This is a genomic window from Fortiea sp. LEGE XX443, assembly GCF_015206815.1.
Taxonomy (GTDB): Bacteria; Cyanobacteriota; Cyanobacteriia; order Cyanobacteriales; family Nostocaceae; genus Nostoc_B.
Map to the genome: position 1 here is coordinate 1 of NZ_JADEXZ010000056.1, position 24,200 is coordinate 24,200.

A 24,200-nucleotide genomic window follows, 5' to 3' on the forward strand; every position below is an offset into this window, starting at 1 on the left:
TTGGGCGCGGGTCAGATTGCTAGGGTATGCTTTACTCATGTTGCTCTCTCAGTGCTGTCTATTATCTATTCACAGCATATACTGAGAGAGTTTTTTTACCACCTCTTAGACTTTTAAAACAGCCTCTTAGAAACTGATATTGGAGCAGTGAGTCTGAATGTTGATCAAGCGATCGCTTGTGGATTGATTATTAACGAATTAATCTCTAACTCGCTTAAACACGCTTTTCCAGAACAGCAAACGGGTACTATCACTATTACTCTACACAGTATTGATGGTGATATCGAAATGTCTATCCAAGACAATGGTATTGGTATACCAAATGATTTAAATTGGAATAATACTAATTCTTTAGGTTTATCTTTGGTTTATGACTTAGTTACAGAACAACTTGAAGGCAGCATTACTCTAGAACGTTATCATGGCACAGTGTTCAATATCAAATTTCCCCAATTAACCTTGCAGCAAGAAATTTCTAATGGAGCAAGTGAAAATTTTAGTTGTTGAAGATGAAGTCATAGTAGCCAGAACCATTGCCAACCAACTGAATCAACTAGGATATACAGTAATTGGTACAGCTTCTTCCGGAAAAGTTGCCATTGCTAAAGCGTTCGAGAGCAAACCAGAACTAGTTTTAATGGATGTTATCTTAAAAGGTGAGATGGATGGAATTACAGCAGCATCTCAAATTCGTGAGCAGTTAGATATCCCGGTAATATTTCTTACTGCTTATGGCGATGACAATACAGTACAACGAGCAAAAGTTACCCAACCCTTTGGATATGTCATTAAACCATTCACCTCAAAAGATTTACGCATAGCGATTGAAATTGGTTTACTAAAACATAATTTAGAACGAGACTTAAGAGAAAATCGAGACAGATTAGCTACTCTTTTAAATTCAATGAGCGATGCAGTAATCGCTACAAATGAGCAAGGAATTGTAACATTTATTAATCCGGCTGCGGAGTTAATAACTGGCTGGAAGCAAGCGGATGCTTTAGGAAAAGACATATCTAAGATTTTTCGGTTAATCGATGAAGTTACAGAAACTTCCTTAGAAAACCCAGTGACAAAAGTACTGCGAGATGGGCAGGTTGTATATTTAGATGAATTTACATCGCTAATTACTAAAAATGGTTCCAGAATTCCCATTGGTGATAGTGCTTCCCCAATTATGCGGCAGCCTGGACAAATAAATGGGGTAGTAGTTGTTTTTTGGAATCTTAGCGAACGACAACAGGCACAATTACTAGAACAAGCATTGCATAAAGAGCGAGAACTCAACCAACTTAAATCTCTATTTATATCTACTGTTTCTCATGAATTCCGTAATCCTTTGAGTGTAATTCAATCATCAGTAGAATTACTTGAAATGCAAGGAGAAAACTTAACAGCAGCTAAAAAACATACCTACTTAAAGCGGATTAAAGGTGCTATACAATCCATGAAAAAACTCATGGAAGATGTACTATTCATGGGGAAATCGGAAGCAGGTAAATTAGAATGCCATCCTAGTTCACTGTATCTGGAAGAATTTTGTCGAGAGTTAATCGCAGAATTTACTACAATTCATCATAGCGGATCGGAAATTATTTTTAATTGTCACAGCGATCGCACAGACGCTTGCATGGATGAACAACTATTACATTACATATTTACTAATTTACTAACTAATGCAGTGAAATATTCTCCAGAAGGCGGCAATATATTTTTTGATTTAACTTGTAATTTAATGGAGAAAGTAGCTATTTTTCACATTCAAGACCAAGGAATTGGTATTCCTGAAGCAGATCAAGCTAGACTCTTTGAATCATTTTACCGAGCTTCAAATGCACAATCCATTCCAGGTACAGGACTGGGGTTAGTCATCGTTAAAAAGTGTGTAGAAGCTCATAAAGGTCAAATCAGCATCAACAGTCAAGTTGGTATCGGTACTACATTTACAATCATTTTGCCGCTAAATTATATACCAAATGTCATGAATAAGTGATGATGAAAGTCCAACGTCAAAAGGAGAAAAACCTGCATTAGTCAGGACTTTGACCAAAACTAGGGTGTGGAGTGTGAAGGGAGAAGAAAAAACTTTCTTTTTGGTCAATCAACTCATTACCCTCAGCCTGGGCATAGCAACTATCATTCCCCATAGCCAATCATCTCCTGCAACCTTAATTGCAGCTGCCGATCAAGGACTTTATCAGGCAAAAGCCCAAGGGAGAAATTGTATGGTGCAGGTAAATTCTGAAGGATGACGACTTTCAGTAGAACTTTTCGGTCTACTAAAATTCCACAATCACTGGTGTATGGTCGCTGGGTTGGGATAATTTTCTGGGGGTAACATCGATTGTGCAACTTTTGGCGCGATCGTACAAGATTGGTGTGAGATAGTGATGGTCAATTCGCCAACCTAAATTGCGTCGAAAAGCAGCGGTGCGATAATCCCACCAGCTGTAATGCCCACCTTCACTAGTAAATTTGCGAAAAGCATCGGCAAAGCCTAATTCCAGAATATCTCGTAAGGCTTGGCGTTCTGGTTCAGATGCCATAATGTGGTTTTCTGCATTTACTTTGTCGTGAATATCTATCGACTCCAGGGCGATATTGAAGTCGCCGCAGATGCAAATGGCTGGTTGTGATTTGAGCAGTAATTGTAAATACTCGCGTAGCACAGTTAACCAGCGTAACTTAAAATCGTATTTTTCACTGCCAACTGTTGAACCGTTAGGAACATATAAATTCACAACCCTAATACCATCAATCACACCTGTAATTACGCGTTTTTGCTCATCCCATTCTGGTTCAAGCTGAGGCAAAATTGCTGTAAATCCTACAGAAACATCTGTCAGTGGTTGACGAGAAATGAGGGCGACACCGTTATAAGCTTTTTGTCCTGAGATGTAGAGGTGATAGCCTAATTCTGCAAAGGGCGATCGCGGAAAGTCGGCATCTATAACCTTTGTCTCTTGTAAACAAAGCACATCTACAGGATTCTGACTTAACCAATTGATCACCTGTTCTAGACGAGTGCGAATTGAATTTACATTCCAAGTAACAATTTTCATTTAGTTATTTGTCGAATTAATGCGTGATATTCTCATTTATAAAAATTTTAGTATTATTTAATCTTTATGTTAATGATCCTCTCAATTGCCTATTTTTGCTCAAATTGAGGTTACTACAAAATTGATCCCGTGTCATATTTTTAGTATTCTCAGCTACAAAATCTGTGTTTTTGTAAGTTCTGCTACAAAATTCCTTAACTGGCTCTGATCCCCAAGGTAGATGAAATCAAAGGAACGTGAGCTATATTTTAAAAGTGTAGACACATGCTGACTACAACATCTAAATCGTCTTAAATGTATCCGTAGGCTTTTACGTTACTGTTAACTAATGTTTCACTTTTAAGAGTCAGTTAAGTTAATTGAAATCTTAAAAGAGTAAGTAAAAATGCTTTGTCTTCGAGAAAAGATTTTATTAATCTTTACAAAAAGACTCTTTTACAGTCCGAACCAAAACAACTTATGAAAATCGCTCAGGTAGCCCCCTTATGGGAACGAGTTCCACCTCCAAATTATGGAGGAATTGAACTGGTAGTGAGTCGATTGACCGATGAATTAGTGCGTCGCGGTCATGAAGTAACTTTATTTGCTTCTGGCGATTCACAAACTCTGGCTCGTTTAGCAGCAATTTATCCACGAGCATTACGTTTAGACAATGATGTTAAAGAGTATGCAGTGTATGAAATGTTAGAACTGAGTCAAGCTTACCAACAAGCTGCGGAATTCGATATCATTCATTCTCATGTGGGAATTTCGGCATTACCTTTGGCGAGTTTGGTTTTAACTCCCAGTGTGCATACTCTGCACAGCAATTTTACAAAAGATAACATTAATGTATATCGTCACCACCAAAGACAGCCATACGTCAGCATTAGTAACGCACAAAGGCAAATTGATTTAAATTATATTGCCACAGTCTATAACGGAATTCATCTCGAAGATTATCCGTTTATAGCTCAACCAAAAGAATCACCTTATTTGGTATTCTTAGGACGTTTTTCTCCAGAAAAGGGGCCACACCAAGCGATCGCAATTGCAAAACAAACTGGCTGGCGCTTAAAAATGGCCGGAAAGGTTGATGTAGCAGACTCTAAGTTTTTTGAACAAGAGATTGTCCCCCAAATAGATGGCCAGCAAATTGAATATCTCGGTGAAATCAACCACACCAAAAAAGCTGAACTTCTAGGCAATGCTGCGATCGCTCTTTTCCCTATTTCTTGGCAAGAACCATTTGGTTTGGTAATGATTGAATCAATGGCCACAGGTACACCAGTAATTGCTATGAATTTCGGTTCTGTACCAGAAGTGATTGTTGGAAAAACAGGTTTTATTTGCCAAAACTACGAAGAAATGGCAGCCATGATTCCTGCTACTTTGAAACTTAATCGCCACACCTGTAGAGAACACGTTGAAAACAAATTTAGCGTTACTCAAATGGTAGATGGCTACGAAGCAGTTTACAAACAAATTATTAAAAATCGCATCAACCTCAACGGTTACATCCACGCTACTAAAATTCGGTCATAATTTACATCTTTTTTTTACCTGCATTTAACATCAATTTTATTTTGAGGAGGACATTGGAATGAGTATGCGAGCCAACACTTGCCCGTGTTGCGGCGGTTCTTTACTGCGTCATGTCCGTCATGGTGGATTGTATTGGCTTTGCCTTTCTTGCCGACAAGAAGTGCCGCAGTTAACAATTAATCGTTTAGCTAATGTAGATACTCGGAATACAGGAGTACTCACTCAGCCAAAGGTAACTTCCTAAGTCTGGCGATGAAGTCATAATCACTGGACGTAGGCAAGTGTCATCGAAGCGATCGCTAAATTAGAAGATGAGGAAGGATGATTTTTTAACTACTTCCTCATTACTCAATACTATTTTTGAAAGCAAATTAGTATGAGAGGCTCTACCTGATAAAATCAGGTGGAGCTTTTTAATTAGGTCAAAAGCTTTGTTAGCAGCGTTACTTTATGGTCAGGAAGATTTACGATTAGAGCAGGTAGCTGATCCCATACCAGCATTTGGTGAAGTCGTCATGCAAGTGGGAGCAGCGACAACTTGCGGTACAGATTTAAAAGTTTGGCGGCGTGGCGGTCATGCCAAGATGTTGAAACCCCCCACACTGTTTGGTCATGAAGCCGCAGGGATAATTGTAGAAGTGGGCGCAGGTGTGACCGATTGGCAAGTGGGCGATCGCGTTGTTGCCAATAACTCTGCACCTTGCATGGAATGTTTTTTTTGTCAATGCCAAGAGTATTCTTTATGTCCTAATTTAACCTGGAATAATGGCACATTTGCCGAATATCTAAAAATTCCCGCACCCATCGTACAGCATAATTTGTTGCGGGTTCCTGATGAATTGCCCTTTGAATTGGCAGCTATGACAGAACCTTTAGCTTGTGTATTGCATGGTGTAGCCCGTTCTAATATCAAACCCAAAGATAAAGTAGTTGTTTTGGGAGATGGGGCGATCGGATTAATGTTTGTCGCCGCTTTGGCTGATAGTGTTGAGGTGTTGCTGTGGGGTGGTAGTGACCAAAGGCTAGAAATTGGTCAAAAATTTGGTGCAGCCCAAACATTTAACTATCATCAAATTCCAGATATTCCCGGTGTCGTGAAAGAACTCACCCAAGGATGGGGTGCAGATGTGGTGATTGAAGCGACGGGTGTACCTAGTGTATGGGAAACTGCGATCGCCTGCGCTCGTCCTGGCGCAACAGTTAACTTATTCGGCGGCTGTCCACGAGATACGACGATTACAGTTAATACAGAACAATTACACTATAGCGAACTCACTTTAAAAGGCGTGTTTCACAATACACCTGAATATGTGCGAAAAGCACTTTCATTAATAGCTAGTCGTAAAATACCTTGGGAATTACTCATCAGCGAAAAGCGACCTTTGAAGGATTTGGAACAAGTGTTTCATGATATGAAAGCGCGTCAGGTAATTAAAGTAGCAATGGTTTGTAGTTAGCGATCGCCAAAGTCTGATCAATTTGAATTCATCAAACAGAGAGAAAGAATATAATCAGGACGACGCTGAGGGACAACGCAAATAACAGCGCATATTCAAATCGGCGGCTAAATAATCCTACAGCAGCAATCAAGCTGATAAACAGAATAAAAATGCCAATGTATTGTTCGCGCTGCCAAACTTTAGGAATGAGTGGATCTCTGGTAGTCGGATCAGGAGTAGGAATTTGCTCAACTGTGCGTTGCGATCGCTGCGGTACTGGAAATTCTTCAATTGGTAAAGCCATAACTATCTCTCAGACAAATTCTCTGTGAGGTTGCGCTTTATTCTTCTATCAGGAACAATTTAGCTTAATATACAGAATTTTCCTAATGTTGCATACCTAATTTGTCCTTACATCCAGTCTCAGAAGTTAATCTTTGTGAGTAAATCCTACATTAAAAACCTGCCAAAATGGCAACCCAACTCAGATTAACTGAGTTAAATTGATGAAAGATAAACGACTTCAAGGGTTTTGTTATCAGGGGCTACCAAGAAAATCAAATACCTCATTAATTCTTATCTAAAATGTATTTTGTGTTATGACATCATGAATTTACTCTCAAATTTTAGATGATTAATCTGAGAAAATACATTAATTAATCAGGCTTTACATTTGCTGCAATGGGAATATTTAACACATATATACGTTGCCATTTTCGTATAATTTAGCCCCCTAAATAAAGGGCGACGTTTGTACATATTCCTGTGCGCTACAGCGGCAAATGTTGAGTGGGAGAATTAGGCGTTTGGTATGCCTACTCCCACTCTTTTTTTCTGTATTTTATGTAGTCAGTAATCGCTGCCAAGTCAATTCTTTTGTTGTTTCATCCCAATGCCAACGTAATAAATGAGCAACTTGACATACGGAAATTACAGGCAAATCAATGGCTTTTCTTGGTGCATCGGTAGCTAGAGCGATCGCTCTTTCTAAATCACAAATTCCCCACTTCACCAAGTTTTGCACTCCTACCAATAACGATAAGGTCGTCCCTGATAGTGTGCCATCTGATAGCCGTGCTGTGCCGTTTTTTACTTCTATTTGTCGGCTGTCCCAAGGATAAAAACCATCGGGTAAACCCAGAGGAGCGAGAGCATCACTAACAAGGAACAGCCCTTGGGTAGCACGGAGAAGAATTTGCAGCATGGTTGGGACGATGTGTTGTCCATCAGCAATAAAACTACACATCACATCAGGATAGGTAATTGCTGCGCCTAATAACCCTGGTTCGCGGTGATGTAAAGGTGGCATAGCGTTAAAGGCATGAGTAACCATCCTTGCACCCAAATCAAAGGCATGTTGTGCTTGGGTAGCCGTTGCTTGAGAATGCCCTAAACTAACGGTAATGCCTAAAGAACGCAAATACGGAATAACTTCATCGGTAGGGTCTAACTCTGGTGCTAGGGTGATAACTTTCACCACAGAGGCATAATCGCCCAACACCCTGCGAATTTGTTCCATTGTAAGGGGTAACAGATATTCTGCCGGATGTGCGCCGCGCTTCCCGTAATTCAAAAATGGCCCTTCTAGATGTACTCCTAGAATTTTCGCACCTGTTGTTTGACTGGAAGAAACATTAGCAATCACAGCAAGCGATCGCTGTATATTTTCTACTGAAGTAGTTACTAATGTCGGTAAATATCCATCTACCCCTAAATCCCACAGATATTGTGAAATTTTTGGCAGCATATCCGCGGTTTCCTGGGTTAATTCTGGAAAAGCTAAACCCAATGCACCATTAATTTGTAAATCAACTCCACCTAAAGAAATCCAGTCACCAGCTACATCTATTACGGGTGTAAGGCTTTGCGCCCGTAGCGTACCCATTGGCAAGATTTGCTCAATCATCCCTTCACGGTTAATTAAGAGCATCTGTAAACCTTGATAACCAGGTACTCTTGCATTGATAATATCTACGTTTGTAACGATGGGGTTGTGTGTTACTTGGGTCATCACCTTGGACTGAAAGTAGCTAGGTCTGAACCGATTGTAAATGCAATAATTGCCCTTAAATCTAAAATCTGTCTCGAAAAGTTTGCTCAACTTTTTTCTGTGACACACTAAGTAGATCGGTGTTAAAAATTGTCGTTATGACAAGGCAGGAGGCAGAGAGCAGAAGGCAGAAGGGAAGAGGTTTTCAAGCTACTTTACTTTCCATTACATAGTTCGGTTTATTTGCACCTTTCTACTTATGCAAAATCTAAAATCTAAAATCCAAAATTTTATGGCTCCCCTTATTGGTATTATCATGGGCAGTGATTCTGATTTGCCCACAATGAAAGATGCGATCGCAATTTGTGCCGAGTTTGGTGTAGAAACTGAAGTGGCGATCATTTCTGCTCATCGTACCCCAGAACGCATGGTGCAATACGCTCAACAAGCACATCAACGGGGTATTAAAGTAATCATCGCTGGTGCTGGTGGCGCTGCTCATCTTCCTGGAATGGTAGCATCTCTCACTCCTTTACCTGTGATTGGTGTACCTGTAGCCACCCGTAACTTACAAGGTGTTGATTCTCTATATTCTATTGTTCAGATGCCCGCAGGTATTCCAGTAGCAACGGTAGCTATTGGTAACGCCAAAAATGCCGGGCTGTTAGCAGTACAAATTCTTGCCACTCACCAACCAGATTTACTCGAAAAAGTGCAGAAATATCGCCAATCTCTATCAGAATTGGTCATAACAAAGCAAGCAAAGTTAGAAGAACTAGGCTATGAGCAATATTTAAAAGAGGAATTGTCATGAAATCTGGCACTTACGAAGGCATATTTCTCGGTGGAATTTCTCGCCCTTGATAAAACTGTTGTTCTAATTTGCCTAAACTAAACCAAATTCCTGCACCGAGTAAAACAGCTAAGTTGGCAATAATCACGGTGATAGTAGAAGTATGACCTTGAATTAAAACCAGTAAAGGCAGTAAACTCCAAACTAATGCTGTTGCGATCGCCACTCCTAAGCGTAAACGTTGGAGGTTTTTCAAAGCTGGGCGACAACTAGCGCAGTTTTTTGTGTGGGAATGGTATCTATCTAGTAGGGCTTCTTTGGGCAGTGGTGGTGGTAAAGTCTGTTCTGGGAACGGTTCTGCACAATATTGCTTCACCCAAGAGCGCAACTGAAAGACAAAAATATCAGCTTTAGTTGGTAAATAAAATGCTTTAGTAAAGTTTTCAGTGCCACCTTTTTGTTCTAAATAGCGTTCTTGGTAATGTAAAAAAATCTGATCATCTTCTAGCACACCATTCTGCCCAAGATGGGAGTACCAGCGCGGAGTGAGTTTGAGAAATAACCCTGGTAATTTTGCAGAGAACTTGAACGGAAAAATGGCAAATAAGCGACATTCACCTTTGCGGATGGGGGTTGCATAGACGACTGTCAACGTTCTACCAAACTGCTTCGAGGTGAGATCATGCCACATCAACCCCGGCGCAATAAAGGTAGTATCTTGTCTTCCTAAAGTTCCTTTGCGAGGGCCTTCTTGCCAAACGCCTTTAAATCCCCACTTCCCTGATTCTACGACTTCCAATTCCACAGGCGAAACATTTGCCCGGTTGCCAACGGTGCGATGATGTGTATAAGGAATGTGACTGGAGTCGAGAACGTTTTCCATTAATGTCAAAGCATCGTATGGTAAATCCCGAAAGGTACTCAAACAAACCCAGTCATCAGAATTTTCTTCTAAAACATCAACGACGGGAACCTTTGTTTTAGCTGCATTCTCCGCTTTACCAGGATAAACAAACAATAATCCTTGTCGGACTGTGGTAGGTAGTGAAGTTACGCAAGCACGGGGAGAAGTTTCGGCTTGTCCGCCTGCTACTTGTTGCGGAATGCTTTCACATTTACCTGTTCCAGAAAACGCCCAGCCATGATATGGACATTCTAACCAGCCATCTTTGTTAATTCTGCCTTCAGAAAGTGGGGCTAAACGGTGTGGACATTGATCTTCAAAGGCTCGCCAAGTTTGTTCATTATTGTCCCACCACAAAACTAAGTCTCGCTCTAGTAAGGTGAAACGAGTTAGCTGGGATTTATTTAAATCTGCAACATAGTGGACGGGATACCAAACCTCTAGCCAGTCAAAACGTTCTGGATCTAGTCCACCAGCAGGAAGCTTTTCTGTGTTTGTTTGGGATAATGGCTGTAACAGGCTGTTGGACATGATGAGATGCGTAAAGTAATGATTGTCTACTCACAAAAAATGTAACAATTTTTTAATGAGGATGGCAGACCAGAGTCACGAAATCAGCCGATGGTCTAAAGTAACATGCAGTTGAGCTAAACAATTTCAGCACTATGGCAGTAGACACAGGGAAATGTGCAGAGGCTAAACTAGCTTTGCGTCAAGCATTGGCTGCTTGTGGTGGCAATACTAAAAACAACGCCGTAATTGCTGCTATTGAAAATCTGCGACTTCTCAATCCGAATCCAGCGCCAACTCGTAACGGTAAGCTACTGGATAATGAATGGTTATTGATTAGTGCGCCCAATTTTCCTGGAGGCGATCGCCTGAGGGATGGTAAGTTTGCTTATACTCTTGGTCGCCTCGCTTTCAATATGTTTCAGCCAACAAACCTAAAAGTGGTGATTGACAGAGTACTGCAACCTGTTTTTTTGTTGGGAAATGGCGAACAGCGCAGTCACGATATTATTGTCGAATTTACAACAGCAGATGAATCTTTTCCGCAATTGTCTGGGATTGTTCGCAACCAAGGTGTTTGTCATCCAATTAGTGATACGGTGCTACAAGTTAGATTTACCGGAGGAACTTTAGCACCACAAGACCTAAATAGTATGGATGATTGGCAGAAAGTTTTTGGCCAGCAGCGCCAATCTGCAAAAAGAACTTTGAAAGAAACTTTGATGTTGGGTTTATTTCGGTTGATGTTTGGTCTAGTTCCGCCACAAACCATGAATCCTGACACTGGAGAAGTTACCTTTATAATGGAGCGATCGCCTAAAGGTCGTCTAGAAATTATTTATCTTGATGAGGAGTTGCGGATTACTTGTGGCGAAAAGGGAACCGTCTTAGTATGTGAAAGGCTTTGATCAGCGATCGCTATAAATTTCTACAACACCATCTGGAATTTAAGATTGCATACTCTCATTAACATCTAACTTCATGCAAACCCCCACTTCCAATATTTCACATTTAATCGCTGCTGGCTTTCATGCCCTTTCCGATCCCCTGCGGATTAACGTGCTAGAACTACTGCGACAACAAGAACTGTGTGTGTGTGATTTATGTGATGCTTTGGGGGTAAGTCAATCAAAACTCTCATTTCACCTCAAAACTCTGAAGGAAGCTGGCTTAGTTAACTCCCGTCAAGAGGGACGTTGGATTTATTACAGCTTAAATATTCCCCAATTTAGCGTTTTAGAAAAATATTTGGCAGATTATCTCCAGCATGGGTTATTATCCCCGGTGCGTTCCTACTGCGAATAAGTAGGTCGGTGTTAAAAATTGTCGTTATGACAAGGCAGGAGGCAGAGGGCAGAAGGGAAGAGGTTTTCAAGCTACTTTACTTTCCGTTACATAGTTCGGTTTATTTGCACCTTTCTACTTAGATGTAATATCGTGTCTGCTTAAAGACTTTTCATTAAAAGTTATCAAAGTGCATATCATTACTCCCTCAATTATCGCCAATCACCCTGCACCGTAAAAGCTGCCCAATAATAAGCTTTAGAAAAACGCTGATTCTTGAACATTTCAATTTGCGCTTGTCGCAATGCCTCACTCGGTTTTAAATCTTCTTGAAACATCTTTTGATAAAATTTCTCCATCAGTACCGAAGTTCCCTCATCATCAACATTCCACAAACTTATCACTACACGGGGACTGCCTGCATATATAAACCCCGTTGTCAATCCGACAATACCTTCTCCTTTAATTTGTTCACCTAAACCTGTTTGACAAGCACTTAAAACCACCAAGTCTGCTGATAAGTTTAAATTAAAGATATCATGCAAACGTAAAAAGCCATTTTCTGGTTCACCTTTAGCATTAAATAAAGATAAGACTAAACCAGATAACGCTGGTTGACTACTGTCGAGAATCCCGTGAGTAGCAAAGTGTAGAATCTGGTATTGACTCAGTTGAGGATTGCTTACAAAATCACGATTAGCGGCAAAATCGTAAGCTTGTAAACTTTTATTTTTAGGGACTAATTTTAAAATTGTTTCTGCTTCTGTACGAGTAAAAGGTAAACGTTCAAATTCAATGCCTGTATTAACTGCGGCTCTTTTAAAAGCTCGATAGGCTAAATTGTCTATATTTATTTTGGTTGGTTTTCTTTGATCATTGAAACGTTCATCATCTCTTGTAAAAACTGGATCAGCTAACATTGCTATACTTTTTGTTGCAGGTTTTCGTCCTTTTTGTTCAGTGCGAAGTAGTGCGGCTGTAGAAGCTGATGGTAAAGAGATAATTTCGTGATTGATAATTAATGGTTGATATTCTTGACTATTGGGTATTGATAAAGCAGCGAAGGGTAAATATTGCAAAGCCCCATCACCGATAATTACTAATCTTTTATTAGTTAACTTTTCGGCAACAGGTTCTATTAATATTTTTGTCAAAGGTGCTGATGCTTGGATTATTGTTTTGTTAGTTGAATAAGGTTTGAGAAGTTCGTCTCGAAAGTTTCTAACTAAAGTTTCTATTTCGGCATTTTTAGGAAGTTCATAACTGGCTATTTCTGTTTTGGAAATAGCCCACAAATAACTCTTTTCTTCACCGAGAAAATATTCTAAAATTATCGTATTTTCATCTAAGACTTGTTGTTGAATTTGTGCTAATGTCAACGGTTGAGGTTGAGCGATCGCAGCATAACGAGGGCTATTAATACGGATTTGAGTTTGAATATCTTGATATTGGTTTAAAATTTTGGCTGTTTCTGCTTCTAAAGCTCGTTTTTGTTCTGGTGTATATGTGCCACTGAGCAATTGTATACGGCGTTTTTCGTTATTATCAAGTTGTTGTTTGATATCCTGTTCTGCTTGTAGTAATTTGGCATCTACACCAGTCCGAATATCGGACTGCGATTCTGTAATTAATTCTAATAAACTCCGAGCGCGGGCGCGTTCGCTAATGTGTAAAGCCTCAGCATCATAACCTTGATTGGGGTTTTGCTGGTGCAACTGCATTAACAGATCAATGTAGAACTTGTAATAATCTTGGGTGCTGGCAAAATAAGATAGCCGTAATTCTTGGCTGGCGATTTTGGTGCGGAGTGATTCAATAATATTAATCGCCGTTTCAATTTCTGTTTTAGCAATTGTGAGATTATTTTGTTGGCGGTTAAAGATAGCTTGATTGTAGAGAATGTTTGCTTCTTCAGTTTTGTAACCCAACTGGCGAGATAAAGATAAAGCTTGGTTGTAGTTTTCAATTGCGGTGGACTTTTGACCCAAAGCGGCGTGTACTTTGCCTAGTTGATTAAGAATTGTGGTTTCTTTTACTTTGTCATTTAAGTATCTGGAGATTAGAAGACCTTGGTTATAGGCATTGAGGGCGGTTCCCCATTCTTCGGAAACGATGTGTGTTCTACCAATAGCAATTAAAGCAGTAGCTTCTGCGGCTAAATCACCTGTGGGACGAGAGATTACCAAAGCTTGGTTGTAAGAGTGTAGGGCATTTTCCCTTTTTTTTGTAGCAGCGTGAATATCACCAATGTTGTTGAGGGTGGTAGCAACTGCTCCTTGATCATTTAATTGGTAAAACAAGGGTAACGCTTGGTTGTAGTAATCCACAGCCATTTTCGGATCAGCTAAATCGGTGTAGAGTTGACCAAGGCTGTTGAGGATAGCGGCTTGTTCGGCTTGAGCATCCGCTTGTTTTGATAAAGGCAACGCTTGATTGTAGGAGTCTAGGGCGTTTTGGAATTGACCTAAATTGGCGTGAATTTTTCCAATTGATAACAGAGTTAGTGCGGCTTGAGCGTAATTTTTATCTGCACGATAGAGTGCGCCAGCTTCTTCTAACTTTTGAAGTGCTAGTTTTCTTGATTCGATGGTTCCTTGATTAGAAAATTGATTTCCTTTGATAAATGCTACTTCAGCCGCAGAAACCTTGATTGCTGCGGAGATATCCCAGACACGGGCGGTTCTATCTCTACTAGCTGTCAGAATTTGCCGACCATCAGGACTAAATACAGCAGTGTTCACCTCTTGCTCATGTCCCCGGAAGATGGCGAGAAGATTACCTTTGGTATCCCATAACCGGGCAGTTTTATCAGCACCAGCAGTCAGGATATGACGACCATCGGGGCTAAATACGGCAGTGTTCACTCTAAAATCATGCCCTAGTAACTCTGCTAAGAGATTACCTTTGATATCCCACAGACGGACTGTTCCATCCCCTCTGGCAATGATAATTTGATTACCATCGGGGCTAAATTCTGCCCTGTAGTGCCTGAACGAACTTGTATCTCCATCTTTTCGTCCTGGGAATTCGGCTAGGAGATTGCCTTTGGTATCCCACAGGCGGGCATTTCCATAAAGATAACCACTGTCAGTCAGAATTTGGCGACCATTGGGACTAAATTTGGCACTATCAAAACTTGCCTCACTTCCTTGGAATACAGCCAAGAGATTGCCTTTGATATCCCACAACCTGGCAGTTTTATCTAAACTGTTGGTCAGAATTTGACGACCATCAGGGCTGAATACTGCACTTTTTAACTGACTCTCATGCTCTGGGAAAACAGTTAAGAGATTACCTTTGATATCCCACAACCGAGCAGTTTCATCGATACTGGCAGTTAGGATACGGCGACCATCAGGACTAAATTCTGCACTTCTCACAGAATACTTGTGTCCCTGGAATTTGGTGAGGAGATTGCCTTTGCTATCCCACAAATAGGCGGTTTCATCACCAATTGTCAGGATTTGGCGACCATCGGGGCTAAATTTTGGGTTTTTGAGCCTTTCTTTAGGGACTTGAAACTCGGTGAGCAGATTACCTTGAGTATCCCACAGGCGGGTAGTTACAGAAGGATAACTACTATCAGTGAGGATGTAGCGACCATCGGGGCTAAATTCTGCTTGATCGACTCCATATTTATCTTCTCGTAACTCTGCTAGTTGAGCGTTATTTTTAGCAGCACTTTCCTGAAAGTTTCGGGTTTGGTTAGCACGAGCGATCGCAAAATCCCATAAACGAGCGGTTCCATCATTACTAGCAGTGAGGATTTGGCGACCATCCGGGCTAAATTCTGCACTGTTGACATAACCTTCATGCCCCCGAAACACAGCTAGGAGATTGCCTTTAGTATCCCAAACTCGTGCTGTGCGATCGTAACTGGCGGTGAGGATTTGGTTACTATCGGGACTAAATACGGCGCTGGTAATTCCCTTCTCATGTCCTTGGAACTTTGCTAATAAATTACCTTTGGTATCGCACAGGTGGACGTTATTTAGACCAATAGTGAGGATTTGGCGACCATTGGGGCTAAATATGGCTTTTTTGAGTTTCTCTCTATGCCCCCGGAACTCGGCTAAGAGATTGCCTTTGATATCCCACAATCGGGCGGTTTCATCGTCACCACCAGTGCTGAGGATTTGCCGACCATCGGGGCTAAATACTAAACTTGCGATCGCTTTTTCATGTCCCTGGAACTCGGACAGAAGATTACCTTTGGTATCCCACAACCGGGCTTTTCCATCATCACTACCAGTGAGGATTTGGCTACCATCAGGGCTAAATACGGCACTGTTGACTATTAGGCGAAATCTTATATCAGGCTCATCAGGTACGCGGAACTCAGTGAGGCGCTCGCCTTGGTTATCCCACAGTCTGGCAGGATAAGCGCGATCGCTGGGGAGAATGTGACGACCATCAGGGCTAAATACTGCACTGCTGATTTGACTGTCACGCCCCAGGAACTTTTTGAGGAGATTGCCTTTGGTATCCCACAACCACATGTTGCCATCATAACTAGTGGTGAGAATCTGGCGAGCATCCGGGCTAAATATGGCACTACTAACTCCTTCCTTATGCCCTGGAAACTTTGCCAGAAGATTACCCTTAATATCCCACAACCGCGCGGTTTTCTCATCACTAGCGGTGAGGATTTGCCTACCATCAGGACTAAATACTGCACTTTTGACAAGCTCTTGATGCCCCCGGAATATTGCTAGTTGAGCGTTATTCTCAGACACGCCTTCCTGAAAGGTTTCCCTGGCAGCTATTTGCTCAGATTGGGCAGCACGAGTAGCTGATATGTCCCATAAGCGGGCGATTTTATCGTAACCAGTGGTGATGACTTGACGACCATCTGGGCTAAATCTTGCCTGGACGATATCATTATGCCCTCGCAATTCTACCAGTAGATTACCTTTGGTATCCCAAACTTTAGCTGTTCCATCCTTGCTACTGGTAAGGATTTGACGACCATCGGGGCTAAATCCTGTGGCAATCCAGACAGAACTCGACTCGGAATATCCCTTTCGCCCAAACACAGCCAGTGAATTCCCTTTAGTATCCCAAATTCTGGCTGTTCCATCTTGGCTGTCAGTCAGGATTTGGCGACCATTAGGACTAAATACTGCACTGTAAACAGAACCTTCATGTCCCTGGAAATCTGCTAGAACATTACCTTTGGTATCCCACAACCGGGCAGTTTGACCTACACTAGCGGTGAGGATTTGCCGACCATCGGGACTAAATACTGCACTGAGAATCTTATCTTTATTTCCCTGGAACTCTTTGAGAAGATTACCTTTGGTATCCCACAACCGGGCTGTTCCATCTGCACCGACGGTGAAGATTTGGCGGCCATTGGGGCTAAATACAGCTCTTGGGGCGACTAATGCCCCACTAATAACCGCTTTATGTGCTTGAAACTCCTTGAGCAGATTGCCTTTAGTATCCCACAACCGGACTTTATCCCAAAAAATGCTCACGGTGAGGATTTGGCGACCATCCGGGCTAAATACGGCATTGTTGACGGTATTTTCATGCCCCCGGAACTCTTGAAGAAGATTGCCTTTAGTATCCCATAACCGGGCGGTTCTATCCTCACTGGCGGTGAGAATTTGCTTGCCATTGGGACTAAATACTGCACTTGTTAAGTCTCTTTCATGACCCCGAAACTCTTGGAGGAGATTGCCTTTGATATCCCACAACCGGGCGGTTTTATCTGCACTAGCAGTGAGGATTTGCCGACCATCGGGGCTAAATGCTGTACTGGTGAGCCTATTCTGATGCCCCAGAAATACGACAAGTTGTCCGCCAAATGCCTGTATGGGTTGTCGCGTTCTTGATGTGGCGGAGTTTTCTGTTGTTGGTGACTGGGATGCTGTGGGAATTATGGGTTGGGCGCTGATGGGGATGCTGTAGGTAGTAGCAAATACTACGCCCATCAGAAGGGCAAAATGGCGCTCAACTTTTCGGGAGTTATCTTGCAGCATGATTGTTTATCCAAAATAATCACTGCTATTAATAAGCATTTAAGCTTTGAACTCAAAGTGTCAGGCTTTGAACTCGAAGTGTCAGGCTTTTTACTCGAAGCATCAGGCTTTTTACTCGAAGCGTCAGGCTTTGAACTCGAAGCGTCAGGCTTTGAACTCGAAGCGTCAGGCTTTGAACTCGAAGTGTCAGGTTTTGAACTTGAAATGTCAAGCTTTTTACTTAAAATTTCATGCTTTTTGCTCGAAACTTTGAGTTTCATCTAAAAATGTTCTATTCTTTTTCTTGAATTCTGGCTTTAACTACGGAAATGTCAGTAATGAACTCTCAAATCAATCTATTCACACCAGTTCAACTTGGCGCTTACACACTCCCTAACCGCATTGTCATGGCTCCCATGACTCGTTTACGGGCAATTGACAATATTCCTAACTCACTGATGGCGACTTACTATGGCCAACGTGCAAGTGCAGGATTAATTGTAACGGAGTGTACAGCAGTCTCTCCGTTAAGTTTGGGATATATCAACTGTCCTGGAATTTACACAGATGCACAAGTAGCGGGATGGCGTTTAGTAACTGATGCTGTGCATGAACAAGGGGGACGAATTTTCTTGCAATTATGGCATTCAGGGAGAATTGCTCATCCGTTTTTGCTGGGTGGAGAGTTACCAGTTGCACCGAGTGCGATCGCTGGTGTTGGTTCGCTGCACACTCCCAATGGTAAAGTCTCTTTAGAAACACCCCGCGCTTTAGAAACTCCGGAGATTGCTGGTGTTGTGAAGCAATTTGGCAAAGGTGCAGAAAATGCCTTGGCTGCGGGATTTGATGGTGTCGAACTTCACGGTGCATTCGGTTATTTAATCGACCAATTTTTGCAAGATGGCTCAAATCAGCGCACTGATGAGTATGGCGGTTCAGTGGAAAATCGCAGTCGATTCGTCTTGGAAGTTATGGAAGCAGTCACTAATGTCTGTGGTGGAAACCGTGTAGGCATTAAGCTTTCACCTAGTAACACCTTTTATGGAATGTCTGATTCCAATCCTAAAGAAACATTTGGCTATGTCATCAATGCACTAAATCGCTTTGGACTAGCATATCTACACCTAATGGAACCAAATGATATTGATTTGGCAAACCGTGAAGTTATCAATCCCGTCACACCTCTCTTCCGGCAAATCTATAAAGGGACATTGATGGCAAATGGCGGCTACGATCGCCAAACAGGAGATAGTATTTTGGCCAACAATGATGCCGATTTAGTATCTTTTGGACGACTATTCATATCAAACCCTGATTTACCGAAGCGTTTGCAGTTAAACGCCGAGTTAAATACACCAGATCAGAAGACATTTTACGCTCCCGATGCTAGTGGATATACAGACTATCCATTTTTAGAACTTCAGGCAAGTTAAGTGGTGATTTTTACCACTTTTTTAGTTCTATAATTTTCCTGGAACAGCTAACAAAGCAGGTAAAGAAAGATGGGCAATAAAAATTTGTATAAAACGTTTTCTGTTATACAAAATTAGCTCATTAATCTGATTGTTAGTCTGTTTTTTTACTAGGCAATAAATATTAATTCACAGACATCCCAAAACTATGGATTTATCCAACATTACTACACTTCATAACTTAGAAGCAGCCTTCGGTGGTGAATCGATGGCAAACCGCAAGTATTTATTTTTCGCTAAGGTTGCTAATAAATTGGGATTTGCAGATTTGGCAAAACTTTTTCGGGAAACCGCAGAACAAGAAACTGAACATGCTTTTGCTCATTTTGAGTTGTTACATCCAGAAATCGTGGTGGAAAATCCAGCGGCTTTAACTGATGAACAAAAACGGCAAATTATCTCTCGTTGCTTATCTTTAGCAATTGAAGGTGAGACTTACGAATACACTACAATGTATCCCGAATTTGCGGCAGCAGCTAAAAGCGATCTTGACAATCCAGCCGCAGCAGAATTTCTCAAGCAAGCACAAGAATCTGGCGAACACGCCAATACTTTTCGGGAAGCAGCGCACCGTTTTGGGTTACTCAAATTTATCGAAAATTACCATGCCGATCGCTATACTGAAGCGCTAGAAGTATTAAATGGCGGACAAGCAGCCACCAGAGTGGCTAGTGAAGATCCTCAAACTCGCAAATGGATTTGTAGACAATGCAGCATGATTTACGATCCTGTTGCTGGTGATCCTGATTCTGGAATTGCACCAGGCACACCTTTTGAAGAAATCCCCGATGATTGGGAGTGTCCAATTTGTGGTGCTACCAAAAAGACTTTTAAACCAATGGAAGAAAAAGTCGCTGCTTAATATAGCAAAGTGCTGTTATACCAATTCACGAAAATCTTGATACAAATTAATGGTTTTTAATTCTTTCCCTCTGCTCCCTACCCCCTGCCCCCTCCGACCTACTTGTATCAAACTTAAAGTGAAACGGTATTAGCGGTAGCGGGGCGTTCAGCCCGTGCTGAGTTTTGAGTGCTGAGTGTAAATCCAGTTGTTTAAGAGCTTTGAGCAATTAGCAATGTCCTAACTGGCTTGATCGTTGCTATATACAGAGCAATCCAATTTGATTTGTGAAAATTGAGAGGCTCAGTTCCCCGACTTCTTTAAGAAGTCGGGGAATCTTTTTGTTCACGAATATTTACCAACTCTAAAGTTCTTTTTTATCTGTACTGGCTATGACCTTATTTTTCAACTAACCCAGTATAAATGTCATCTTCAGTATGATTACATCCTTCTGCTATTGAGCGATCGCCAAAAGTTCGGCAGTAAAGATTTTCATCTTCTATAGTTATTTTTTGATTTATGTCTGTGGGACGATGCGTATTTTCTTCTATTACCTTATACGCTGTGCTAATCACTTCCTGAGTATTGGGATATTTTCCTAATTCGAGCCGGAATTTATGTAATTGATCATCTTCAGGTGTGACCAAAATATTCATTGGTTTAGTCCCTCTATGATATTTTTTGGAATTTTACTGTGTTTTGCTCTTAATACCCTTTTGCGGAACTTTGGCAATCTTAATTAATTTGCAACAAATCTATTGCCTGTTCCCTGTTCCCGATGTTTATGTAGTAAGTTCATAAATCAAATGGGATTTCTATCCTACAACAAGATAAAAGTATAAATATTAAGATATCTATACTGTGTTTTTTCTATTAGTAGGATATTATCTGTTTTTCTGCTGTACTTTACTATGTTCTAATTTATATTTACAGGTGTAATTGTAAAAATCCGCTGAAATCAATTGATACGAAACTGCACCCAGCCTAAAATTAGGAAACGGGAGTTTCACAGCCCATTTAACGTAGATGAATGCTGACGATTTTTTTAACCAGGGTTTCAACAAAAATTTGCAAGGAGACTTTCAAGGCGCGATCGCTGATTATAGTCAGGCAATTAAGCTAAATCCTGACTTTGCTGAAGCTTATTACAATCGCGGTAATATATTTTATAGCTCATTCTTTGATTATGAGAGAGCGATCACCGATTTTGACAAGGCAATCCAAATTAAACCTAATTTTGCAGAAGCTTATCATAACCGAGGCAACACTCGTTATTCTCTAGCAGATTACGAGGAAGCGATCGCAGATTACGAGGAAGCATTGGCAATTAATCCCAACTTAGCAGAATCACACCACGGTCGGGGAAATGTTTACTGTGCCTTGGGAGAATATGATCGAGCGATCGCTGATTATCACCAAGCGATCGAAATTAATCCTGAGTTAGTTACATATATAGATTTTGATATAGCGCGAGCTTTTCATGATCGAGGTGTAGTTCGCAGCGAGAATGGACATTATCAAGACGCGCTGGCAGATTTCCAGCAAGCATTACAGTGGTATCCTCAGTATGCTGCCGTTTACAGCAGTCGGGGTAATATTTTCCATATTTTAGAAGAGTATGAGCAAGCGATCGCCGATTATGAACGGGCATTACAGCTAGATCCTCATCTGGTGGAAGCTTATCATTACCGAGGTAATACTTGCTATGCCCTGGGAGACTATGAAGGTGCAATTGCTGATTACAATCGGGCATTACAACTTAACCCCAGTTTTGCACCAGCATACTACAATCGCGGGCTTGTCCGTTCCTACCTAAATGACTATCAAGCGGCGATTGCAGACTTTAACCAAGCTCTGAATTTAAATCCTGAAGATGTCCAAGCATACTACGAACGGGGACTAGTAAGGGCAACTTTGGGCGATTATCAAGGTGCGATCGCCGATTATGAGCAAGCATTAGCACAAAATCCGACTTTAGCTTTAGTCTACGGTTTTCTAGCTCATGCTCGTTGCCAACTGGGCGACTACCAAGGCGCAATCGGAGACAGCAATCGGATCTTGCAAATTCACCCCGAATATGCAGAAGCATACTGCGATCGGGCTACTGCTCGTCGTTGTTTGGGAGATTATCAAGGAGCAATTTTAGATTACAATCGCGCCTTGCAGCTGAAACCCAATTTAGCTACAGCATACTATGGCCGTGGTTTAGCCCGCGAAGCTCTGGAAGATTATTTAGCCGCTGTGGAAGAATACACCCAAGCAATCAAAATTTCTCCTGATTTTTCTCAAGCTTATTGTAACCGAGGTAACGCCCTGCGCCTTTTAAGAGCCGAACAAAGAGCCTTGGCAGATTATCATCAAGCCATAAAAATCAACCCCAGTTTAGTAGAAGCTTATTACAACCGTGGTTCTCTGCGCTATGCCTTGCAAGACTATCAAGGTGCAATTGCTGATTACACCACAGCTTTGCAGATTAATCCCAACTCTGCGGCATTTTACAGCGATCGCGCCAGTGCATACTATGCTCTGCAAGATTATCAAAGCGCCATCCAAGATTACAATCAAGCCATTGCCTTTGATCCTAGCTTTGCAGAAGACTGGTATCATCGAGGTCGTAGCCGTTTGCTATTGGGAGACTTACAGGGAGCATTAACTGACTTAAACCAAGCCTTGCAGCGTCAACCTCATTGGGCTTCAGCTTATATGTTACGGGCTGATGTCTACCGTCAATTAGAAGATTTTCAAGGTGCGATCGCTGATTTTCAAAAATCCGCCAACATCTATTATCAAGAAGGAAACATTGAGTATTACCAACAAATGCTAACCGCGATCGCTCAACTGAAGTCTGAAGTTTGAAGTAAAAATACTATAAGGTGTGTGAGGTTAAAACCGTAACGCACCACTGATATAATACGGTTATTCATGTAGTAGTATTATCTTTAGTCACAATTAAGTATTTTCCCTGTTGCACCAGTCTCTCATCCCCAAATAGTATTTACGACATTGTTTTTAATCATCTAAATTATTGTGAAATCAATTCTACAAACATACTTAGAGCAAGAAATTTGGTTATTAATCCGAGATAAATGGTATTTCGCAACTATTACTAAGGTTTGCGATGATTTGTTATGTTTTAAACACAGAACTCACAATAAAGATGCAGAAGAAGATACTTTGTGGGAAATGGTTGTGAAAACTAGTGAAGTAATTGCTATTGATAAAGTTATATCTGTTGTTAGTAGAAAACCAGATGTATTTATTTCCAGTCTATTAGAAACTAATATATCTACAGATAACTATCAACAAGAGCATGACAATTAAAAATAATTAGCGCGACGGGACGTTATTACTTAGACTTGTCTTGAAAACAAATATTTTGTTTGCCAAAATGAAGTAACCATAAATCAAGGCAATTAATTATCAGAAATTGCAGATTCATCTGATTGAAGCGATCGCACACTCGGAGGGAGACTGATCAAATCGTCAACATTCCGTTTCATGGTCAGGCAAATTGTATCTAAGGGTAAGTCGTTGGTATCATAACCAAAAGGGTTTTCGATTTCCAAGCCGATGGCTTCTATGCCAAATAATGTAAAACTAACTAAACTCACAATTAATCCTGTCCACCATCCCAAGCTTTCTACCATTTGAAACGGTAACAACAAGCAATACAGGAATAACAATTGCTTGAGATGAATGGCGTAAGCTAGAGGCATAGGTGTCTTTAAAATACGTTCGCATCCACCTAAATTATCGACTAAATAATTTAATAATTGCTGCATATTTGTTAATTGATCGCTGTTCAAGCAGTTGCGATCGTACTGCTGTTGTAAATAATCACTAATCCAAAAAGCCACTTCTAAAGGTGGATTATTCATACCTTGCAATTTGAAGTATCTAGAAGATGGCATTAAGTCTTTTAATTCGCTATTTATTTCTTCATTTCGTAAATGCAACTTGGTAGCCACAGCAAAAGCTACCAATAATTTCAATGCAACAATTTTACCTTCTCTGTCTCCTGGTGATACTTCATTAGTTGATACCCAAATTTGTCGCGCTAAATTGCGGGTATTATTAACGATAGAACCCCAGATTTTTCTACCTTCCCAAAATCTATCATAAGCTGTATTTGTCCGAAAAACTAATAATAAACCTAAAACAATGCTAGGAATAACATTGGCTAAAATTGGTTGGGATACAGGTAACTTAAAATAATATAGTACAGAAATCAAAAATCCAAAGCAGCCAAACCAAATCACTCCTTGATAAATGGATAAAATAACAGAACCTTTGATCTGGAAAGCCATTTGAAAACAGGGAATTTTTTTAATTACCACGCAATTTACTCCAAATATCTAGCAAATCATGCCAGCAAGCATCTGATAACTTAAAAATCATAACCTTGGCAGCCGCAA

At 40.9% G+C, this 24,200-nt stretch carries 20 protein-coding genes and 1 pseudogene; 14 read left to right on the forward strand and 7 right to left on the reverse strand.

The window, feature by feature from the left end:
- Positions 1 to 126 precede the first annotated feature (126 nt).
- The 3 genes and pseudogenes from IQ259_RS19095 to IQ259_RS19105 all read left to right on the forward strand — a co-directional run.
- Positions 127 to 507 (forward strand): annotated as a pseudogene (locus IQ259_RS19095) (sensor histidine kinase); the annotation flags it as partial.
- Complete coding sequence (locus tag IQ259_RS19100; RefSeq protein WP_193887579.1) at positions 479 to 1,993, forward strand: ATP-binding protein; 1,515 nt, start codon at positions 479 to 481, stop codon at positions 1,991 to 1,993. The pseudogene IQ259_RS19095 and the gene IQ259_RS19100, both read left to right, overlap by 29 nt.
- Positions 1,994 to 2,066: 73 nt before the next feature.
- The gene (locus tag IQ259_RS19105) at positions 2,067 to 2,252 is read left to right on the forward strand and encodes a diguanylate cyclase domain-containing protein (protein ID WP_370568054.1); all 186 of its coding nucleotides are present in this window, start codon (positions 2,067 to 2,069) and stop codon (positions 2,250 to 2,252) included.
- A 27-nt stretch (positions 2,253 to 2,279) separates the two neighbouring features.
- On the opposite strand, the gene xth is transcribed toward IQ259_RS19105, so the two are convergent.
- On the reverse strand, positions 2,280 to 3,062 hold the full coding sequence (gene xth, locus IQ259_RS19110; RefSeq protein ID WP_193887580.1) for an exodeoxyribonuclease III: 783 nt from the start codon (positions 3,060 to 3,062) through the stop codon (positions 2,280 to 2,282).
- Between the two features lie 459 nt (positions 3,063 to 3,521).
- Here xth and IQ259_RS19115 point away from each other — a divergent pair, with 459 nt between their 5' ends.
- The 3 genes from IQ259_RS19115 to IQ259_RS19125 all read left to right on the forward strand — a co-directional run bounded on the left by IQ259_RS19115 (position 3,522) and on the right by IQ259_RS19125 (position 6,043).
- Positions 3,522 to 4,586 (forward strand): glycosyltransferase family 4 protein, encoded by a 1,065-nt coding sequence (locus tag IQ259_RS19115; protein WP_193887581.1) that lies wholly within the window; start codon positions 3,522 to 3,524, stop codon positions 4,584 to 4,586.
- A 58-nt stretch (positions 4,587 to 4,644) separates the two neighbouring features.
- On the forward strand, positions 4,645 to 4,830 hold the full coding sequence (locus IQ259_RS19120; RefSeq protein ID WP_193887582.1) for a hypothetical protein: 186 nt from the start codon (positions 4,645 to 4,647) through the stop codon (positions 4,828 to 4,830).
- Between the two features lie 187 nt (positions 4,831 to 5,017).
- Positions 5,018 to 6,043, forward strand: a complete 1,026-nt coding sequence (locus IQ259_RS19125) for a zinc-binding dehydrogenase (protein WP_193887583.1) — start codon at positions 5,018 to 5,020, stop codon at positions 6,041 to 6,043.
- A gap of 31 nt (positions 6,044 to 6,074) precedes the next feature.
- Here the strand turns inward: IQ259_RS19125 and IQ259_RS19130 are convergent, their stop codons facing one another.
- Both IQ259_RS19130 and nagA read right to left on the reverse strand, forming a co-directional pair.
- Positions 6,075 to 6,329 (reverse strand): hypothetical protein, encoded by a 255-nt coding sequence (locus IQ259_RS19130; RefSeq protein WP_193887584.1) that lies wholly within the window; start codon positions 6,327 to 6,329, stop codon positions 6,075 to 6,077.
- Positions 6,330 to 6,866: 537 nt separating this feature from the next.
- The gene (gene nagA, locus IQ259_RS19135) at positions 6,867 to 8,036 is read right to left on the reverse strand and encodes an N-acetylglucosamine-6-phosphate deacetylase (protein WP_193887585.1); all 1,170 of its coding nucleotides are present in this window, start codon (positions 8,034 to 8,036) and stop codon (positions 6,867 to 6,869) included.
- Between the two features lie 271 nt (positions 8,037 to 8,307).
- Here nagA and purE point away from each other — a divergent pair, with 271 nt between their 5' ends.
- On the forward strand, positions 8,308 to 8,829 hold the full coding sequence (gene purE / locus IQ259_RS19140; RefSeq protein ID WP_193887586.1) for a 5-(carboxyamino)imidazole ribonucleotide mutase: 522 nt from the start codon (positions 8,308 to 8,310) through the stop codon (positions 8,827 to 8,829).
- Positions 8,830 to 8,839: 10 nt separating this feature from the next.
- Here purE and IQ259_RS19145 read toward each other — a convergent pair whose 3' ends face one another.
- Positions 8,840 to 10,243 carry a Rieske 2Fe-2S domain-containing protein gene (locus tag IQ259_RS19145; RefSeq protein ID WP_193887587.1) on the reverse strand — a complete coding sequence of 468 codons (1,404 nt, stop codon included), beginning with the start codon at positions 10,241 to 10,243 and terminating at the stop codon, positions 8,840 to 8,842.
- A gap of 134 nt (positions 10,244 to 10,377) precedes the next feature.
- On the opposite strand from IQ259_RS19145, the gene IQ259_RS19150 reads away from it, so the two are divergent.
- Both IQ259_RS19150 and IQ259_RS19155 read left to right on the forward strand, forming a co-directional pair.
- On the forward strand, positions 10,378 to 11,130 hold the full coding sequence (locus tag IQ259_RS19150) for a PAP/fibrillin family protein (protein WP_193887588.1): 753 nt from the start codon (positions 10,378 to 10,380) through the stop codon (positions 11,128 to 11,130).
- Between the two features lie 73 nt (positions 11,131 to 11,203).
- The gene (locus IQ259_RS19155) at positions 11,204 to 11,527 is read left to right on the forward strand and encodes a helix-turn-helix transcriptional regulator (RefSeq protein WP_193887589.1); all 324 of its coding nucleotides are present in this window, start codon (positions 11,204 to 11,206) and stop codon (positions 11,525 to 11,527) included.
- A 191-nt stretch (positions 11,528 to 11,718) separates the two neighbouring features.
- Here the strand turns inward: IQ259_RS19155 and IQ259_RS19160 are convergent, their stop codons facing one another.
- Complete coding sequence (locus IQ259_RS19160; protein ID WP_193887590.1) at positions 11,719 to 17,493, reverse strand: CHAT domain-containing protein; 5,775 nt, start codon at positions 17,491 to 17,493, stop codon at positions 11,719 to 11,721.
- Between IQ259_RS19160 and IQ259_RS19165 the strand changes: the two genes are divergently transcribed.
- The 3 genes from IQ259_RS19165 (at position 17,458) to IQ259_RS19175 (ending at position 19,806) form a co-directional block, all read left to right on the forward strand.
- Positions 17,458 to 17,757 carry a hypothetical protein gene (locus IQ259_RS19165; protein ID WP_193887591.1) on the forward strand — a complete coding sequence of 100 codons (300 nt, stop codon included), beginning with the start codon at positions 17,458 to 17,460 and terminating at the stop codon, positions 17,755 to 17,757. The two genes, IQ259_RS19160 and IQ259_RS19165, sit on opposite strands and share 36 nt — an antisense overlap.
- Positions 17,758 to 17,810: 53 nt before the next feature.
- Positions 17,811 to 18,905: an alkene reductase gene (locus tag IQ259_RS19170; protein WP_193887592.1), complete on the forward strand. Its 1,095-nt coding sequence runs from the start codon at positions 17,811 to 17,813 to the stop codon at positions 18,903 to 18,905.
- 187 nt (positions 18,906 to 19,092) lie between these two features.
- Positions 19,093 to 19,806, forward strand: a complete 714-nt coding sequence (locus tag IQ259_RS19175) for a rubrerythrin family protein (protein ID WP_193887593.1) — start codon at positions 19,093 to 19,095, stop codon at positions 19,804 to 19,806.
- 377 nt (positions 19,807 to 20,183) lie between these two features.
- Here the strand turns inward: IQ259_RS19175 and IQ259_RS19180 are convergent, their stop codons facing one another.
- Positions 20,184 to 20,441, reverse strand: a complete 258-nt coding sequence (locus tag IQ259_RS19180; RefSeq protein ID WP_193887594.1) for a hypothetical protein — start codon at positions 20,439 to 20,441, stop codon at positions 20,184 to 20,186.
- A 370-nt stretch (positions 20,442 to 20,811) separates the two neighbouring features.
- Here IQ259_RS19180 and IQ259_RS19185 point away from each other — a divergent pair, with 370 nt between their 5' ends.
- Both IQ259_RS19185 and IQ259_RS19190 read left to right on the forward strand, forming a co-directional pair.
- Positions 20,812 to 22,641 carry a tetratricopeptide repeat protein gene (locus IQ259_RS19185; protein ID WP_193887595.1) on the forward strand — a complete coding sequence of 610 codons (1,830 nt, stop codon included), beginning with the start codon at positions 20,812 to 20,814 and terminating at the stop codon, positions 22,639 to 22,641.
- 171 nt (positions 22,642 to 22,812) lie between these two features.
- On the forward strand, positions 22,813 to 23,106 hold the full coding sequence (locus tag IQ259_RS19190; RefSeq protein ID WP_193887596.1) for a hypothetical protein: 294 nt from the start codon (positions 22,813 to 22,815) through the stop codon (positions 23,104 to 23,106).
- 92 nt (positions 23,107 to 23,198) lie between these two features.
- On the opposite strand, the gene IQ259_RS19195 is transcribed toward IQ259_RS19190, so the two are convergent.
- Positions 23,199 to 24,092, reverse strand: coding sequence for a bestrophin family protein (locus IQ259_RS19195; protein WP_228014644.1), 894 nt, complete (start codon positions 24,090 to 24,092; stop codon positions 23,199 to 23,201).
- Between the last annotated feature and the right edge of the window lie 108 nt (positions 24,093 to 24,200).

What these genes read in the sequence shown, in the direction of transcription:
- IQ259_RS19100 (WP_193887579.1), top strand. Translation starts at nt 479, where the DNA reads ATGGAGCAAGTGAAAATTTTAGTTGTTGAAGATGAAGTCATAGTAGCC.
- xth (WP_193887580.1), bottom strand. Translation starts at nt 3,062, where the DNA reads ATGAAAATTGTTACTTGGAATGTAAATTCAATTCGCACTCGTCTAGAA.
- IQ259_RS19115 (WP_193887581.1), top strand. Translation starts at nt 3,522, where the DNA reads ATGAAAATCGCTCAGGTAGCCCCCTTATGGGAACGAGTTCCACCTCCA.
- IQ259_RS19120 (WP_193887582.1), top strand. Translation starts at nt 4,645, where the DNA reads ATGAGTATGCGAGCCAACACTTGCCCGTGTTGCGGCGGTTCTTTACTG.
- IQ259_RS19130 (WP_193887584.1), bottom strand. Translation starts at nt 6,329, where the DNA reads ATGGCTTTACCAATTGAAGAATTTCCAGTACCGCAGCGATCGCAACGC.
- nagA (WP_193887585.1), bottom strand. Translation starts at nt 8,036, where the DNA reads ATGACCCAAGTAACACACAACCCCATCGTTACAAACGTAGATATTATC.
- purE (WP_193887586.1), top strand. Translation starts at nt 8,308, where the DNA reads ATGGCTCCCCTTATTGGTATTATCATGGGCAGTGATTCTGATTTGCCC.
- IQ259_RS19145 (WP_193887587.1), bottom strand. Translation starts at nt 10,243, where the DNA reads ATGTCCAACAGCCTGTTACAGCCATTATCCCAAACAAACACAGAAAAG.
- IQ259_RS19150 (WP_193887588.1), top strand. Translation starts at nt 10,378, where the DNA reads ATGGCAGTAGACACAGGGAAATGTGCAGAGGCTAAACTAGCTTTGCGT.
- IQ259_RS19155 (WP_193887589.1), top strand. Translation starts at nt 11,204, where the DNA reads ATGCAAACCCCCACTTCCAATATTTCACATTTAATCGCTGCTGGCTTT.
- IQ259_RS19165 (WP_193887591.1), top strand. Translation starts at nt 17,458, where the DNA reads ATGGCGCTCAACTTTTCGGGAGTTATCTTGCAGCATGATTGTTTATCC.
- IQ259_RS19160 (WP_193887590.1), bottom strand. Translation starts at nt 17,493, where the DNA reads ATGCTGCAAGATAACTCCCGAAAAGTTGAGCGCCATTTTGCCCTTCTG.
- IQ259_RS19170 (WP_193887592.1), top strand. Translation starts at nt 17,811, where the DNA reads ATGAACTCTCAAATCAATCTATTCACACCAGTTCAACTTGGCGCTTAC.
- IQ259_RS19175 (WP_193887593.1), top strand. Translation starts at nt 19,093, where the DNA reads ATGGATTTATCCAACATTACTACACTTCATAACTTAGAAGCAGCCTTC.
- IQ259_RS19180 (WP_193887594.1), bottom strand. Translation starts at nt 20,441, where the DNA reads ATGAATATTTTGGTCACACCTGAAGATGATCAATTACATAAATTCCGG.
- IQ259_RS19185 (WP_193887595.1), top strand. Translation starts at nt 20,812, where the DNA reads ATGAATGCTGACGATTTTTTTAACCAGGGTTTCAACAAAAATTTGCAA.
- IQ259_RS19195 (WP_228014644.1), bottom strand. Translation starts at nt 24,092, where the DNA reads ATGGCTTTCCAGATCAAAGGTTCTGTTATTTTATCCATTTATCAAGGA.